Raw genomic sequence first — 14513 nt, 5'->3', positions numbered from 1 at the left:
AAGGGTGGGATGAAATGCTGATTCAATTAAATATTAAAAATTTTGCCTTAATAGAGGAACTGACAATTAATTTTAGTGAAGGATTTAATATATTATCTGGAGAAACGGGAGCTGGAAAGTCTATTATGATTGATGCAATAGACTTTGTTCTTGGTGGTAAATTTTCCAAAAATTTAATACGAACTGGTGAAGATAAAACTTATGTAGAAGCGTTATTTTCAATAGAAAATTCAAAAGTGTTAACTGTTTTAGAAGAACTAGATATTGAGAATGATGATATATTAATTATTTCTAGAGAAAGTCACATAAGTGGAAAGAATTTAATCAAAGTTAACGGAAAAAGCTTAATTACATCACAGTTAAGAAAGATTAGAGCAAGACTTTTGGACATTCATGGACAACATCAAAATCAGGATCTGTTACAAAGAAATACTCATATATTATATTTGGACGGCTTTATAGGTAATGAAATAATAGATCCTTTAAATAAATTCAGTAATTTGAGGGAAGAACTATTTGATGTTAAAGAAGAAATAAAAAGGATTTCTGGAAATACAGATAGAGAGAAATTACTTGACTATTTAAAATTTCAAATTGAAGATATTGAAAAATCTAAACTTAAAGAGAATGAAGAAGAAACATTAAAAGAAGAGTATAATATTTTAGCAAATGCTGAAAAAATAAATAATAGTTTAGCTATATCATTTGGGATTTTAAATGGAAATGAAGAATTTAGTGTAATTGACTCAATTTCAAAGGTAATTCAAGAACTATCAAATGTAGAAAGCCACTTTGAGAAAATTAAGAAGAATAAGGAGGCTATTGAAGAGGCATTTTATATTATTGAGGAAGCTAGCCATGAAATTAGAGATATGGCTGAAGATGTAGTTTATGATCAGGATGCTTTAGATAAAGTAAATGCTAGAATTTATGAGATTAATACTTATAAGAAAAAGTATGCACCGACCATTCCGGAAATTTTACAATATCATGAAAAAATAAAAAAGGAATATGATGAGATAGTAAATTCAGAAAAGATAATAGAAGCCCTTAAGGAAAAGGAAAGGGTAATCTTATCTAAAATGAAGGAAGTTGCTTTAGTTATTCATGATCTTAGATTAGATAAAAGTAAGCTTCTTGAAGAAAAAATATTAAGAGAACTTGCGTTTGTAGGCTTAGAAAAATCAAGAATGGAAATAAGCGTGATACAAGGAGAGTTTAATGAAAGAGGATTTGATGATGTAAGTTTTTTAATATCAACAAATCCAGGAGAACCGTTGATGCCATTAGAAAAGGTGTTATCTGGCGGCGAGTTGTCTAGAATAATGTTAGCATTAAAATGTGTCTTTGCAGAAAAAGATGAAATTCCTACACTAATTTTTGATGAAATAGATACAGGAATTAGTGGAGCAGTTGCGCAAAGAGTAGGAGAAAAAATGTACCAGTTATCTAAAACACATCAGATTTTATGTATAACACATTTGCCACAGATAGCAGTTCTATCAGATTATCATTATTTTGTAATGAAAAGAGTAATGGACAATAAGACATTTACTAAAATAAAAATATTATTAAAAGAAGAAAAAGAATTGGAGATAAGTAAAATGTTAGCAGGTGATGATGTTACTGAGGCAACATTAAATAATGTCAAAGAAATGATAAGATTAAGTGAAGCAAAAAAATTAGAAATTAAAAAATAAATACATATCAAAATAAAAATTGGTAAAAATAAAACCATGCGATTGCGTGGTTTTATTTTTTTGTTTAAATTGCTTTCGAATTTTTTAATAAAAGATGTAAAAGAAATGAAAATATATATACTTAAAATTTAGTAGATGCTAAATTTTTTGTCTACAATAACAACGTTCCTATAGGATAAGACTTGAGTGCAGTGGGGAAATTAATATTAGTAAGTAGAAGGAGGAGAGAAATATGAAGAAAAAACTTTTATGCACAACTAGTTTAATTATGACTCCAATCCTGATTCTAATTTTAATGACCACAATAAGTATAAGGAAATTGCCAAATAAAATCTACACTAAAGATGAAAAAACAGTATTATCGATTGCACCTATAGGAAATACAATAAATAAATCTGGTGAAAATGATGATGAGTATGAAATAAAGTTTTTAGGAATGATACCACTGAAATCTTTACAAGTTCAAAAAATAAAAGAATTAGAACTTTATCCAGGTGGAAATCCAATAGGTGTAAGAGTAAATAGTGAAGGTGTACTGATTGTAGGATATTCTGATATAGAGATTGACAATAAAAAAGAAGAAAGTCCTGGTAAAGTTGGAGGATTAGAAATTGGAGATGTCATTTTAAAGATAAATGATGAAGAAATGGAAAATTCTCTTGACTTACTAAAAACTATTAAGGAATGTGATAAGGAAGATATAAAAGTCGATATATTAAGAAATGGAGAAAATCTATCAAAAATAATACATTTAAAAAAAGAAAATAATAAAGATTATAAAATCGGTTTATGGATAAGAGATTCCACAGCAGGAGTAGGAACAATGACGTTTTTTGATGCCAAAACGAAAAAGTTTGGTGCGTTAGGCCACCCAATTACAGATTGTGATACAAATGAACCTTTCTTAATCAAAAAAGGAGATGTTTTAGAATCTTCAATAATAAGTGTAAGAAAAGGTGAAAGAGGTTCACCGGGTGAATTAAAAGGAATTTTCTTAAATGAAGAAAATCCAACTGGAAGCATCGATAAGAACACGCAAAGTGGAATATTTGGAGAAATTAAAAATACTGAAGCACTAAACAAAAAAATAAAACCGCTTAAAGTAGGATTTAGGGATGAAATAACTACAGGAAAAGCAAAAATAATAACAACAATTGATGAAACTGGACCTCAAGAATATGATATTGAAATTGAAAAATTATTAAATCAATCTAATGCAGGTTCAAAAAGTATGGTAATTAAAATTACTGATCCACGCTTACTAGAGAAAACTGGAGGAATAGTCCAAGGAATGAGTGGAAGTCCCATAATACAAAATGGAAAGATTATAGGAGCTATAACACATGTGCTTATAAATAAGCCAGATACAGGGTATGGTATATATATTGAATGGATGCTGCAAGATGCAGGAATAATAAAATAATAAAATTAGGTGAAGCAGAATGCTTCACCTAATTTTATTATTTTATGATAGTAACAGTCAGAATTTAAAATAATCAAAATTTCATTAAAAAGTGTTGTTGAAGAAAAATAGTAGAATAAATAGATTTGTCTAGGAATTTTCAGCATAATTAAATAAATTTGGTATAATTTTATTACTATAATAAATATACATTGTAGAAAAAGTAATATAATTATATAATAAATATATATTATCTAAATAATTGAGAATTAAGGAAATATATAGTTACAAGTTTATTTATAAAAATACCTAAAAGTATTTTAATATAAACTATTTACTTTCTGAGAAAAAAAGTGTATAATTTACAAATAGTGGAAGATAAATACATTAAAACAATAAAACCTATTAAATATTTACCGAAGATTAAATATATTAATGGATATTCAATAAGAAAGGTACATACCCCTATAATAAAAAGAAATCTTACAAAAATTTGTTGAAATAACCTTATGTTATAAAAATTTTAGAGTGACATTATTCAATAAGAAAGGTTATATGGGTAAATAAAATAAAAAGTTAAACATAATTTTAGAATGGACAAAAGGAGAGAAAAAGATATGGAAGATTCAAAAATATCTGTACTTATTGCTGACGATAATAAGGAATTTTGTAGCATCTTAAATGATTATTTATTAAATCAGAGAGATATAATTGTTACAGGAATTGCAAAAGATGGGAGAGAGGCATTAGAGCTGATTGTAGAAAGAAAACCGGATTTGGTAATTCTTGATATTATCATGCCTCATCTAGATGGGTTAGGTGTACTTGAAAAATTAAATACAATGCAATTAGAGAAAGTTCCAAGAATAATAATATTATCAGCAGTTGGGCAGGATAAAATTACTCAACAGGCTATAACACTAGGAGCAGATTATTATACTGTAAAACCTTTTGATATGGAAGTATTTACAAAAAGAATAAGAGAAATGTTTAATTCTTCTACACTTCAAGAAACAAGTATTAGAACTTCATATCAATCATCAATTATTTCTTCAAATGAAACAAAAACAAAGACACCTATAGATTTAGAAACAGAAATTACTAGTATCATACATGAAGTTGGAGTACCTGCGCATATTAAAGGGTACATGTATTTAAGAGAAGCAATAACTATGGTTGTTAACGATATGGAATTATTATCAGCAGTAACTAAAGAGTTATATCCTTCAATAGCTAAGAAGTACAATACAACAGCTTCAAGAGTTGAAAGAGCAATAAGACATGCAATAGAAGTTGCATGGGGTAGAGGCCAAATAGAGGCTATAAACAGATTATTTGGATATACAGTTCATAATGATAAAGGCAAGCCAACAAATAGTGAATTTATCGCGATTATAGCTGATAAATTAAGACTTAAGAATAAAGTGTCTTAATAGGATTCTTTGTGCGAAATGTCATGGCAATAATATCTATAAAAATCACTATGGATTTCAACGTTTTATACCTATAAAGATTAAATTGAATTATTAGATAAACATCTTTTGTACTTCGGTTTTAAGACTGATATACAAAAGATGTTTTTTTATTGCCGAGAATTACAAAAATAATAAAAATAGTGTTAGATTAAAAAAAGAAGTTGCGAATTAAGAATTATAGATATGTAACAAAGGAGAAAATAAAATGCGAAATGCAGATGAGAGAGATTATTAAGGCAATACTTGAAAGTGATTACAAAACCATTGTGGCATTTAAAAGTAAATTAATGAATTCACATTTGTGAAATTTTTAAATAATTAACTGAAAATATTATAATGTTATTGACAAAATACATATATTTGTGTTACATTTTGTAAAGCATACTTTTAATTTAGTTCAGAGAAACTAAGAAGGGGGAACATATGACAAATAATAATATTAAAAATGAAAAAGATTTTGTAGACGTAACAGAGAAATTATCTTTAAAGAAGGCAATTCCATTAAGTATCCAGCATTTATTCGCAATGTTTGGTGCTTCAGTCTTAGTGCCACTTATTTTCAAAATTGATCCAACTACAGTCCTATTTTTTAATGGTATTGGTACATTACTATATGCATTTATCACTAAAAAGAGGATTCCAGCTTATCTAGGATCAAGTTTCGCATTTATTTCGCCAGTTTTACTTTTATATAGCCAAGGTTATGATTTCCAAACTATACAAGGTGGATTTGTATTTGTTGGAATAGCGTTTTCAGTGATAGCAATTATTGTAGGATATACTGGAATGGGATGGATAAATAAATTATTCCCACCAGCAGCTATGGGATCAATAATAACAATTATAGGTTTAGAACTTGCTAGTAATGCTGCTGATCAAGCAGGATTTCCAGTAGGATTAAGTAATTCACCTACTTTAAATGTAACATGGGTAATAGTTTCAATGGTAACGTTGGGTACAGTGATTTTATGTAATGTATTATTAAAAGGATTCTTAAAAGTTATACCAATACTTATTGGGGTAATTGTAGGATATATTACAGCATTTTGTATGGGACTAGTAGATTTTGGTACTGTAAATAATGCAAACTTCTTTGTATTACCAAACATAAAGGTTGCTCATTTTAATATGAATGCAATATTAACAATACTACCGGCAACTTTTGTTGTAGTAGCTGAACATGTTGGGCATTTAAAAGTTACAAGCAGTATTGTAGGTAGGGACCTAGCAAAAGATCCTGGACTTCACAGATCTTTATTAGGTGACGGATTATCAACAATTATTTCAGGAATGTTTGGTTCTGTGCCAACAACAACTTACGGTGAAAATATTGGTGTTCTAGCACTAACTAAAGTATATAGTGTATATGTAATTGTAGGAGCAGGATTAATATCTATAGTTTTAGGATTTTCAGGAAAGATGTCAGCACTTATAAGTACAATTCCTACTCCAGTAATAGGAGGTATTAGCTTCTTATTATTTGGAACAATAGCAACATCTGGACTTCGAACTTTTATTGAAGAAAAAGTTGATTTCGCTAAATCAAGAAATTTAATACTTACATCAGTAGTATTTATAGTAGGATTAAGTGGTATAAAACTAACGCTAGGAACTATCGAGCTAAAAGGAATGGGATTAGCTACAATTGTAGCAATGTTAATAAGTATTTGTTTCATGATTTTCGATAAACTAGGAATTATGAACGAAGCAGAATAAAATTGCTCGGAAAATAAAGAAATTTAAATGATAATGTACAGGGGATAATGGAGAAGAATCTTTATTATCCCTTATTTTTTACGTTAAGTATAAACAAAGTTCTTGTTTTTAGCTTTTATTGACACACATACTTTTAGATGATACGCTTTTGTTATGTAAAATATAATCTATATTTTGCTAAGGTGGTGAAAAAATGTTATTAAAAGATTACTCGGAGAATCAAATCAAAAATCTAGTGGAAATTATAAGAGATTGTGCTTTAGAAGGTAGATATACAATATCTTTTGAAGATAACAAGTTTGAAAATATTCAATTTATTCAGGAATATAACATAAACGAAAATAAACGTATCCATATATTATTCAATTTAAAGTATACAAATTTCTGTTATGGACTTCAAAATATGAAAGAGGGTATAGAACAAAATAATTTATATGTCTTTTGTTCTCAAGAAGAATTATATAATATTGAAGGAATTAAAGAATTGGTTGATATATATTTGAAATTTAATATAATACATAGCGATTTAGAAGAATATAGAATTATAGTGTCGATGCATAAGAGAAATAAACCTAGTACATATCTTTTTAAATAGAATTATTAGTTCCAACCTTTAAAGGAGGGATATATATATGAAGAATTTAGCATACTGTGAACATTGTATGAGCAATAAAGAGTATAAATTACAAAGAAATAAAAAAACTTCTGTTTTGAATAATGAAGAAATAAGTTTTGAGGCTAAAGAGGCTATTTGCGAAGCATGTGGCAACGAAATTTTTGTTTCTGATATCTGCGATCACAATTTGAATGTATTATATGAAAAATATAAAATAAGACATAATATTATTAGTATTATGGAAATTAAGAATATCTTAACTAAATATTCTATAAGTAATGAGGAATTATCGTTATTACTAGGATGGAAGAGTTATACGTTAAAAAGATATTTGAATGGAGATATGCCTCTAAAAGATCATTCCAATGTGCTTAAAAAAATATATGAAAGCATAGATTATTATTCAATAGTATTACAAACAAACAGAGATAAATTAGATGTAATTAGTTACAGTAAAAGTAGGCAGACAGTTAGAAATTTATTAAATGCAGAAATTATTGAAGTGAAGATGGAGGCTGTAATAAAATATATTTTAATTAGAGGTGAGGACTTTACAGATTTAACTCTACAAAAATTATTATACTTTGTACAGAGTTTTTATTACATGTTTACAAATACTTTTATTTTTGAAGAGGATTGTAAAGCTGCAATTGATGGGCCTGTTTATGCAAGTATACGTGAAAGATATAGAATATTTGGTTATAAAGAGGTTCATCGCGGGATTTTAAGTAATGACAAATTAACTTTGGATGATTTTGAAAGAAATATTGTAGAAAGTGTAATAAAGTTTTATGGTTGTTATAGTGGGAAAATTATAAAACAAATGACTCAAAATGAAGCACCTTGGATATTATCTAGAACAAAAAATACATGTTCTACAGATTTAGACGAAGAAGATTTTGGGATAATAATAGATAAAAGTTTAATTTCAGAATACGTTATAAGTGTTAAAGAAAAATATAATATATTAAATCTATTAGATATTCAAAAATACAGCACTGATTTATTTAATAAAATATCGATGTAGAAAGAGGAAAGACATGAAGACAACATTATTACTTATCAGGCATGGTGAAACAGAGTGGAATACACAAGGTAGATTTCAGGGATGTACTGATATTGATTTATCAGAAGAAGGAATTAAACAGGCGGAATTATTGAAAAAACGTCTTAATGGTAATTTTGACTATATATATACAAGCCCTCTTAGTAGAGCACTAAAAACAGCAAATATAATAGCATCTGATACGGATAAAGAGGTCATAACAGCTCCAGAAATACGAGAAATAAATTTTGGTGAATGGGAGGGGCTGACGATACATGAGATAAGTGAAAAATATCCTGAAATATTTAAGGCTTGGAGAACAGATAAAGTAGAAAGTTATATCTCAGGTGGAGATTTAAGTATTAGAAATGCTGCGAATAGAGCATCAAAGTGTATTCTTGATATTGTTTCAAAACATAAAGGTAAGAAGATAATAATTGTTGCGCATGGTGGAATTATTAAAGCTGGGCTTATTGGAATATTTGAATGGGATATGACAATGTATCATAAAATTTTGCTTGGAAATACATGCATAAATACAATAAACTTTAATGATGAATTGATGCCATCAATACTATCATTAAATGACACTAATCATATTGGCGATAAAATAAAGAAAGTTTAATTATTATGTGTATTCAATCATTAAATGCAAAGTATGCTATAAGAGTTGAAAGATATTTTTTAGCGTAATTACGGGGGTACTTATTTATGTTAATAAGAGAAATAGAAGAAAAAGATAATAAAGAAGTAGAAACTCTAATAAGAACTTGTTTAATAGAATTTGGTGCAAATAAACCAGGATGCGCTTGGTCTGATCCAAATTTAGGCTGTTTTTATCAAGTTTATCAAGATCAAAAGTCAAAATATTGGGTTGTTGAAAAAGACAATAAAATTATCGGTGGATGTGGTATTGGTCCATTAGAAAATACTAAGAATATATGTGAGTTACAGAAGATGTATGCCCTAAAAGAGGCAAGAGGGACTGGAATAGCAAAGGAATTATTGAAAATATCATTGGATTTTGCAAAAAAATATTATGATAAATGTTATCTTGAAACATTTAATAACATGGTCGCTGCGAATAAATTTTATCAGAAGAATGGATTTGTTCAGCTCGATAAACCTATATTAGAGACTGAACATTATGCATGTGATGTATGGTATGTAAAATCCTTATAGAGTAGAGTTTTGGGATATAATAACAAAATTATTGTAATTGTAATCATTAAATCATATTTAATAGAAAATGCAGTCAAACCAGACTGTATTTTTTATTATTTAATTCATATAAAATTTCGAACTAAATTATTACAATTGATTGTATTATTGTATGTATCTGAATGAATTATATTTTATTATTTTGTAAATAATATTGATAATTTAAATGCCTTTGGTAAAGAGTAATATATTTGTCCAAATTTTTCGATAATGAAATAATAAATTTATTTTTGGGAATAAAAAAAAGCAGTAAGCAGTTAAGCAAAGTTTTTCTGAAGAATATCTTCTGCTTAAGTCTTAATATTTCTATATATCCCACAATAACACCCCTTTTGCTAAAATTTACAGATTTTTATAGATAAATTATAATGTATGAAGAATTATTTAGCAAAGAAAATCGTAATACAATTATTATTGTATAATGACATAATAATTATTATTTATATTCAAATTAATAATGTTTAATTTCAACTTTAAATCAAATTAATAATTAAGATATTATTTAGGAGTAAAAAAGTCTAAATAATTCTAAAAAAGAAGGTGAATTATAAGAAAATATTTTACTATAATATAATGCATATGTAGTATGAGACTATAATATAAATAGATTAGTTTCATAGTAAACATTTTATGGAATTATGAATCTTAAGAAGATATGTTAGGGGTGAAACAAAAAAAGTTTGAGTTTATAATCTTTTATTAAAATTGCTGCTTTACAATGTGTACAAGGGATTGTGATGAGTGTAAATTATGAATAAAAATATGTCTAGACAAATAGCAATTGAATTTATATCCAGTGATAAAATTATGAAATTTAGTGTAGATTCTTTACATGAGACTATACAAATTAGTAGTAAAGATATGAATAGGTTGTATGAATGGTTAAAAGATGATGAAATATCTGTGAGTTTAAATAGTGAGAATAAACAAATTATACTTTTTAAGAGCAGTTTACTTAAAGCTGAAATAATTAATGGATAATGGAAAGGGATTGGGAAAATAGTAGACCAAGGACCTTTAATACTAAATTGGTGAGCTTGCCACAAATGCTGTAGTTATTTTCTTAAATCCATTTAGCTAGGTAAATATATGCAAAATGCAATAAGGTCATAGTAAGGAGAAAATCCTTTCTATGGCTTTTTAAGGTTATATAATTTCACAATTAAATAATTGTGAATGTAAAGGTTGTAATATGAAAAAAATTGGACTTATGATATAATTTTGGAGATGAGAGAATTTAAAGTAAGAATATATATAAATATGAAAAGATAAGATATTGAGAACTTTATGTGCTTTGAGAGGAGGAAATATGGACTACACTGATTTACATGATAAAATGCAATTTCATAGATTTCAAAGTGAGATACAACAATATAATAATAATCGTTTTTATAATAAATCCACTACAATACTCTCAGAAGCTATAAAGTGTTTCGGTGATCATCCAGGGTTGCACTATCTTTTAGCGTTAACTTATTATTATTGCAAGGAATACTTAAAAGCAACTGAGTGTTTAAAAACAGCAATTTATTACGATGAGAATAACAACAAGTACTTAGGGCTTATTGGCTGTTGTTTTTTTCAGATAAATGATTTTGAAAGCGCTTATAATTATTCTAAAAAAGCATATGAATTAGACCATTACAATTTAGATGCTATTATTACTCTTGGAAAAATTGAACTTTACAGAAACAATTATGACGAAGCATTGCAATATGCTGCTTTAGCTGTAGGTATAGATGATAAAAATTTCAAAGCAACAAGATTGTTAAGTAAATGCTATATTGCAAAAGGTGAAGATGAAATCGTAACTTTGGAGATATTAAGAAAAGCTAGAAGATTAGGTAATGATGATGATCTTGATTTTGATATAATTAAATTTTTATACATAAATGGGAACTATTTTGAATGTTTAAAAGAATGCAAGAGGAGTATAATTGAAAACACTGATTCCTATATTGCTCAAAAGGCAACAATGTATGTTTCTAAGATATATGAAAAAGTAATGTTAAGTAAAGCCAGAATGAACCAAGAATTAGAACTTAGACAAGATAAAGAGAATTCCGATAATTTAAATCTAAATGAAGAGTTTAAGATAAATGAGAACAAGATAAAATCCTCGATTGATAATATCATGGATTTGGGACTGAAAAATGAAGATTTAGTAAGTTCCAGCGAAGATAAAATGGAAAAAGTAAAAGAAGAATATTCAAAGAAAAATGAAGATATTTCAAATAAACAAATAGTTAATCAAAATAATTTTACGCATAAGGAGAGATCAAAAGAAAATGGAGACAGAAATTCAGCTTCTTTGGAAGAGGCTTTAGATAAGCTTGAAGCTTTAATAGGATTAAATAACGTTAAAACAGAAATAAAAAGAATAGTGCAACTCATAAAGTATGAGAATAATAGAGCAAATGTTTTGGGAATAGAGAAGAATATCAGCCAAAGTTATCATTTTTTATTTTTGGGTAATCCAGGAACTGGAAAGACGACAGTGGCGAGATTGATTACAGATATTTTTTATTATCTGGGAATCTTGGAAAAAGGGCAATTGGTAGAAGTTGATAGAAGTTCAATTGTAGGTCGTTTTATAGGTGAAACCGCAAAACTCACAAAAAAAGCGATCGATAATGCAATGGGTGGTATCTTATTCATCGACGAGGCGTATTCTCTAGCAAAGGGTGGAGAAGGAAGCAACGATTATGGAGCTGAAGCAATAGAAGTTTTAATTAAGGAAATGGAGGATAAAAGAGATAAGTTCACAGTGATTCTAGCAGGATACACAAAGGAAATGAGAAATTTAATGAAACTAAATCCTGGATTAAAAAGCAGGATTAATTTAGAGATTGAATTTGAAGATTATAAAGATCATGAATTAGTTGAAATTGCTAAAAGTATGGCAAATGAAAATTACTATCAGCTAAATAAAGATGGAGAAAGAGCCTTTTTAGAGAAAATAAAAATAGAAAAGGTTGATGAAAATTTCGCTAATGCTAGAGTAGCGAGAAATATCCTGGAATCAGCTATAAGAGAAAAGGCTTATAGAATCGGGGATAGCGAAGTTACTAAAGAAGAATTATTAACTTTATCTTCTGAAGATTTTGGGGTGAATTTGGAATTTAATGCACGAGATAAGATGAAAGAATTGCAAGAAGAATTGGATAGTTTAGTTGGACTAAGTGAGGTTAAAAATATTGTAAAAGGCATAATAAATACATTAGAATTACAACATAGAAAAAAGGAACTAGGCATAGAGTCTGAAGATATTTCATTAAATATGATATTTACAGGAAATCCGGGGACTGGAAAAACTACAGTAGCAAGAATTCTAGGAAAAATATTAAAAACTATAGGTGTGCTAAAAAAAGGTCATATGATTGAGGTGACTAGAGCAGATTTAGTTGGAGAATATGTTGGGCAGACTGCTCCAAAAACTTTAAATAAAATCAAAGAAGCTTATGGTGGAATATTGTTTATTGATGAAGCTTACAGCCTAAATGGTAGTGGTGGGAATGATTTTGGAAAAGAAGCTATAGCTACATTAATTAAAGAAATGGAAGATAATAGAGATAAGTTAGTTGTAATAATGGCTGGATATACAAAAGAAATGAAAGATTTAGTGAATTTAAATCCAGGCATGGAAAGCAGAATAAAATTAGTAGTAGAATTTTCAGATTACGATGCCGGTGAACTAATGGAAATCTTTGAAGGACTATGTATAAGAGAAAGTTACGTTCTTACAGAAGAAGCTAAACAAGAATTAACATCTGAGTTTGAAATTCAATATAATAATAAAGATAAAAATTTTGGTAATGGAAGATTAGTAAGAAAATACTTTGAGAAAATAAAAATGAAACAAGCAGGCAGAATTATAAAAGATGATATTAGAGATAAAGAAGAATTACTTAAAATTATTATAGATGATATAAAAGAATAGATAAAAAAGTGAGATTTTAACTTTTAAATTATACACAATGGATGAAAGAGGGAAGATATGTTTTACATGATAATCAGCATCATTTTGTTATTATATTTCGGTTTAAATTATTATATAGGCTCATGGTTTCGGGATAACATGGGGGATGCAATGTCATTTATGAATATTGAAGTATACTGGAGTATTTTTTTTATAATTGTTTTGTTTAGTTTTGTTGGAGTTATATTGAATCACTATTTACCAAAGTTCTTACAACATAGAATATATTTATTGGCTTCCTATTGGCTGGCTGCTTTAACATATTTCACGATGTGTATTATTACGTTAAATTTAATTAATATGTTAGGAATATGGTTTCACTTAATCCCATTGCAGATTCTAAGTAAAGAAAATAATTCTTTTAGAATAGGGCTATTAGTTTTAATTACAGTATCAATTTTACTTATATATGGGACTATAAATGCTAAGAATTTGAGAGTTACATCATATAAGTTAAATATAGAAAAACAAGCAGGTCCTTTAAAAAGATTACATATCGCTCTTTCATCTGATATCCATCTAAGTGATTTAAAAGATAAGGGGATGAAAAAACTAGTTGAAAAGATTAATGAAATAAAACCTGATATTGTATTATTTGCAGGAGATATTATTGATGCTGACCGAGATATGGCTCTATATGATTTTGATAGTATGCAAAATCATTTTAAAAAATGTTAAAAGCAAATATGGGATTTATGCATCACTCGGAAATCATGACTATGATCATAAAGGTGATTCTACATATAGAATTGATAATTTTGAAAAGGTTGGAATTAATATATTAAGGGATAGTGTTATTAATATCAATAAAAGTTTTTACATAATAGGACGCGAGGATAAGTTTTATGAAAGAATCAATGGAACAAAACGTAAAGAGTTTTTAGAATTAATGGATGGGATTGATAAAAACCTGCCTATAATTGTACTAGATCATCAGCCATCTAATTTAGAAGAGCCTATCAAGACAGGAGTTGATTTACAGTTATCTGGTCATACGCATAAAGGGCAGTTCTTTCCATTTAATTTGATTACAAAAAGAGTTTTTAAAAAGGATTATGGATATTTAAAGATAGGTAACTTCCAAATTATAGTTTCAAGTGGAGCAAGAACTTGGGGGCCTCCCATACGTATTGGCAGCAAAAGTGAAATTGTAGATATAGAAATTCAATTTATGTAAGGCAATAGCTATTTAAGCCGTGATATTTGAATAAAAATAGATTATAGCTACAACTATTAAATAAATATCTGTCTATAGTATGGATGAAAATATAGAATTAAGAAAAATTATAAAAGTTATAGTGCGTAATAAAAAATAAAGCCTATAACTTTTATTTTATATTTACAGAATTATTAATAAGA

The 14513-nt window shown here is 27.7% G+C and carries 12 protein-coding genes; all 12 read left to right on the top strand.

What is annotated here, in order from left to right; genetic code table 11:
- The first annotated feature begins 14 nt into the window (after nucleotides 1-14).
- Complete coding sequence (gene recN, locus CLCHR_RS09705; RefSeq protein ID WP_079439515.1) at nucleotides 15-1700, top strand: DNA repair protein RecN; 1686 nt, start codon at nucleotides 15-17, stop codon at nucleotides 1698-1700.
- 232 nt (nucleotides 1701-1932) lie between these two features.
- On the top strand, nucleotides 1933-3123 hold the full coding sequence (spoIVB, locus tag CLCHR_RS09700; RefSeq protein WP_079439514.1) for a SpoIVB peptidase: 1191 nt from the start codon (nucleotides 1933-1935) through the stop codon (nucleotides 3121-3123).
- Nucleotides 3124-3719: 596 nt separating this feature from the next.
- Complete coding sequence (gene spo0A, locus CLCHR_RS09695; protein ID WP_079439513.1) at nucleotides 3720-4535, top strand: sporulation transcription factor Spo0A; 816 nt, start codon at nucleotides 3720-3722, stop codon at nucleotides 4533-4535.
- A 465-nt stretch (nucleotides 4536-5000) separates the two neighbouring features.
- The gene (gene uraA / locus CLCHR_RS09690; protein WP_079439512.1) at nucleotides 5001-6293 is read left to right on the top strand and encodes a uracil permease; all 1293 of its coding nucleotides are present in this window, start codon (nucleotides 5001-5003) and stop codon (nucleotides 6291-6293) included.
- A gap of 193 nt (nucleotides 6294-6486) precedes the next feature.
- Nucleotides 6487-6888 carry a hypothetical protein gene (locus CLCHR_RS09685; RefSeq protein ID WP_079439511.1) on the top strand — a complete coding sequence of 134 codons (402 nt, stop codon included), beginning with the start codon at nucleotides 6487-6489 and terminating at the stop codon, nucleotides 6886-6888.
- Between the two features lie 37 nt (nucleotides 6889-6925).
- A complete protein-coding gene (locus tag CLCHR_RS09680; RefSeq protein WP_079439510.1) occupies nucleotides 6926-7936 on the top strand; it encodes a type II toxin-antitoxin system antitoxin SocA domain-containing protein in 1011 nt (336 codons plus the stop codon).
- Between the two features lie 13 nt (nucleotides 7937-7949).
- Nucleotides 7950-8579: a histidine phosphatase family protein gene (locus CLCHR_RS09675; RefSeq protein WP_079439509.1), complete on the top strand. Its 630-nt coding sequence runs from the start codon at nucleotides 7950-7952 to the stop codon at nucleotides 8577-8579.
- 86 nt (nucleotides 8580-8665) lie between these two features.
- Nucleotides 8666-9136: a GNAT family N-acetyltransferase gene (locus tag CLCHR_RS09670; RefSeq protein WP_079439508.1), complete on the top strand. Its 471-nt coding sequence runs from the start codon at nucleotides 8666-8668 to the stop codon at nucleotides 9134-9136.
- Between the two features lie 789 nt (nucleotides 9137-9925).
- Nucleotides 9926-10156: a hypothetical protein gene (locus CLCHR_RS09660; RefSeq protein WP_079439506.1), complete on the top strand. Its 231-nt coding sequence runs from the start codon at nucleotides 9926-9928 to the stop codon at nucleotides 10154-10156.
- A 328-nt stretch (nucleotides 10157-10484) separates the two neighbouring features.
- Nucleotides 10485-13115 carry an AAA family ATPase gene (locus CLCHR_RS09655; RefSeq protein WP_079439505.1) on the top strand — a complete coding sequence of 877 codons (2631 nt, stop codon included), beginning with the start codon at nucleotides 10485-10487 and terminating at the stop codon, nucleotides 13113-13115.
- A 150-nt stretch (nucleotides 13116-13265) separates the two neighbouring features.
- A complete protein-coding gene (locus CLCHR_RS25170; RefSeq protein ID WP_242966008.1) occupies nucleotides 13266-13832 on the top strand; it encodes a metallophosphoesterase family protein in 567 nt (188 codons plus the stop codon).
- Nucleotides 13792-14331 (top strand): metallophosphoesterase, encoded by a 540-nt coding sequence (locus CLCHR_RS25165; protein ID WP_242966007.1) that lies wholly within the window; start codon nucleotides 13792-13794, stop codon nucleotides 14329-14331. The genes CLCHR_RS25170 and CLCHR_RS25165 overlap by 41 nt, the downstream gene beginning before the upstream one ends.
- The last annotated feature ends 182 nt before the right edge of the window (nucleotides 14332-14513 follow it).

The organism is Clostridium chromiireducens (assembly GCF_002029255.1).
Taxonomy (GTDB): Bacteria; Bacillota; Clostridia; order Clostridiales; family Clostridiaceae; genus Clostridium; species Clostridium chromiireducens.
The sequence above is the reverse complement of the archived record's forward strand: the minus strand, read 5'-3'. Positions and strand labels throughout refer to the sequence as shown.

Bases quoted from the DNA above. Each gene is read 5' to 3' on its own strand.
- CLCHR_RS09660 (WP_079439506.1), top strand. From the start codon at position 9,926: ATGAATAAAAATATGTCTAGACAAATAGCAATTGAATTTATATCCAGT.
- CLCHR_RS09655 (WP_079439505.1), top strand. From the start codon at position 10,485: ATGGACTACACTGATTTACATGATAAAATGCAATTTCATAGATTTCAA.
- spo0A (WP_079439513.1), top strand. From the start codon at position 3,720: ATGGAAGATTCAAAAATATCTGTACTTATTGCTGACGATAATAAGGAA.
- spoIVB (WP_079439514.1), top strand. From the start codon at position 1,933: ATGAAGAAAAAACTTTTATGCACAACTAGTTTAATTATGACTCCAATC.
- uraA (WP_079439512.1), top strand. From the start codon at position 5,001: ATGACAAATAATAATATTAAAAATGAAAAAGATTTTGTAGACGTAACA.
- CLCHR_RS09685 (WP_079439511.1), top strand. From the start codon at position 6,487: ATGTTATTAAAAGATTACTCGGAGAATCAAATCAAAAATCTAGTGGAA.
- CLCHR_RS09670 (WP_079439508.1), top strand. From the start codon at position 8,666: ATGTTAATAAGAGAAATAGAAGAAAAAGATAATAAAGAAGTAGAAACT.
- CLCHR_RS09675 (WP_079439509.1), top strand. From the start codon at position 7,950: ATGAAGACAACATTATTACTTATCAGGCATGGTGAAACAGAGTGGAAT.
- recN (WP_079439515.1), top strand. From the start codon at position 15: ATGCTGATTCAATTAAATATTAAAAATTTTGCCTTAATAGAGGAACTG.
- CLCHR_RS09680 (WP_079439510.1), top strand. From the start codon at position 6,926: ATGAAGAATTTAGCATACTGTGAACATTGTATGAGCAATAAAGAGTAT.
- CLCHR_RS25170 (WP_242966008.1), top strand. From the start codon at position 13,266: ATGTCATTTATGAATATTGAAGTATACTGGAGTATTTTTTTTATAATT.
- CLCHR_RS25165 (WP_242966007.1), top strand. From the start codon at position 13,792: ATGATTTTGATAGTATGCAAAATCATTTTAAAAAATGTTAAAAGCAAA.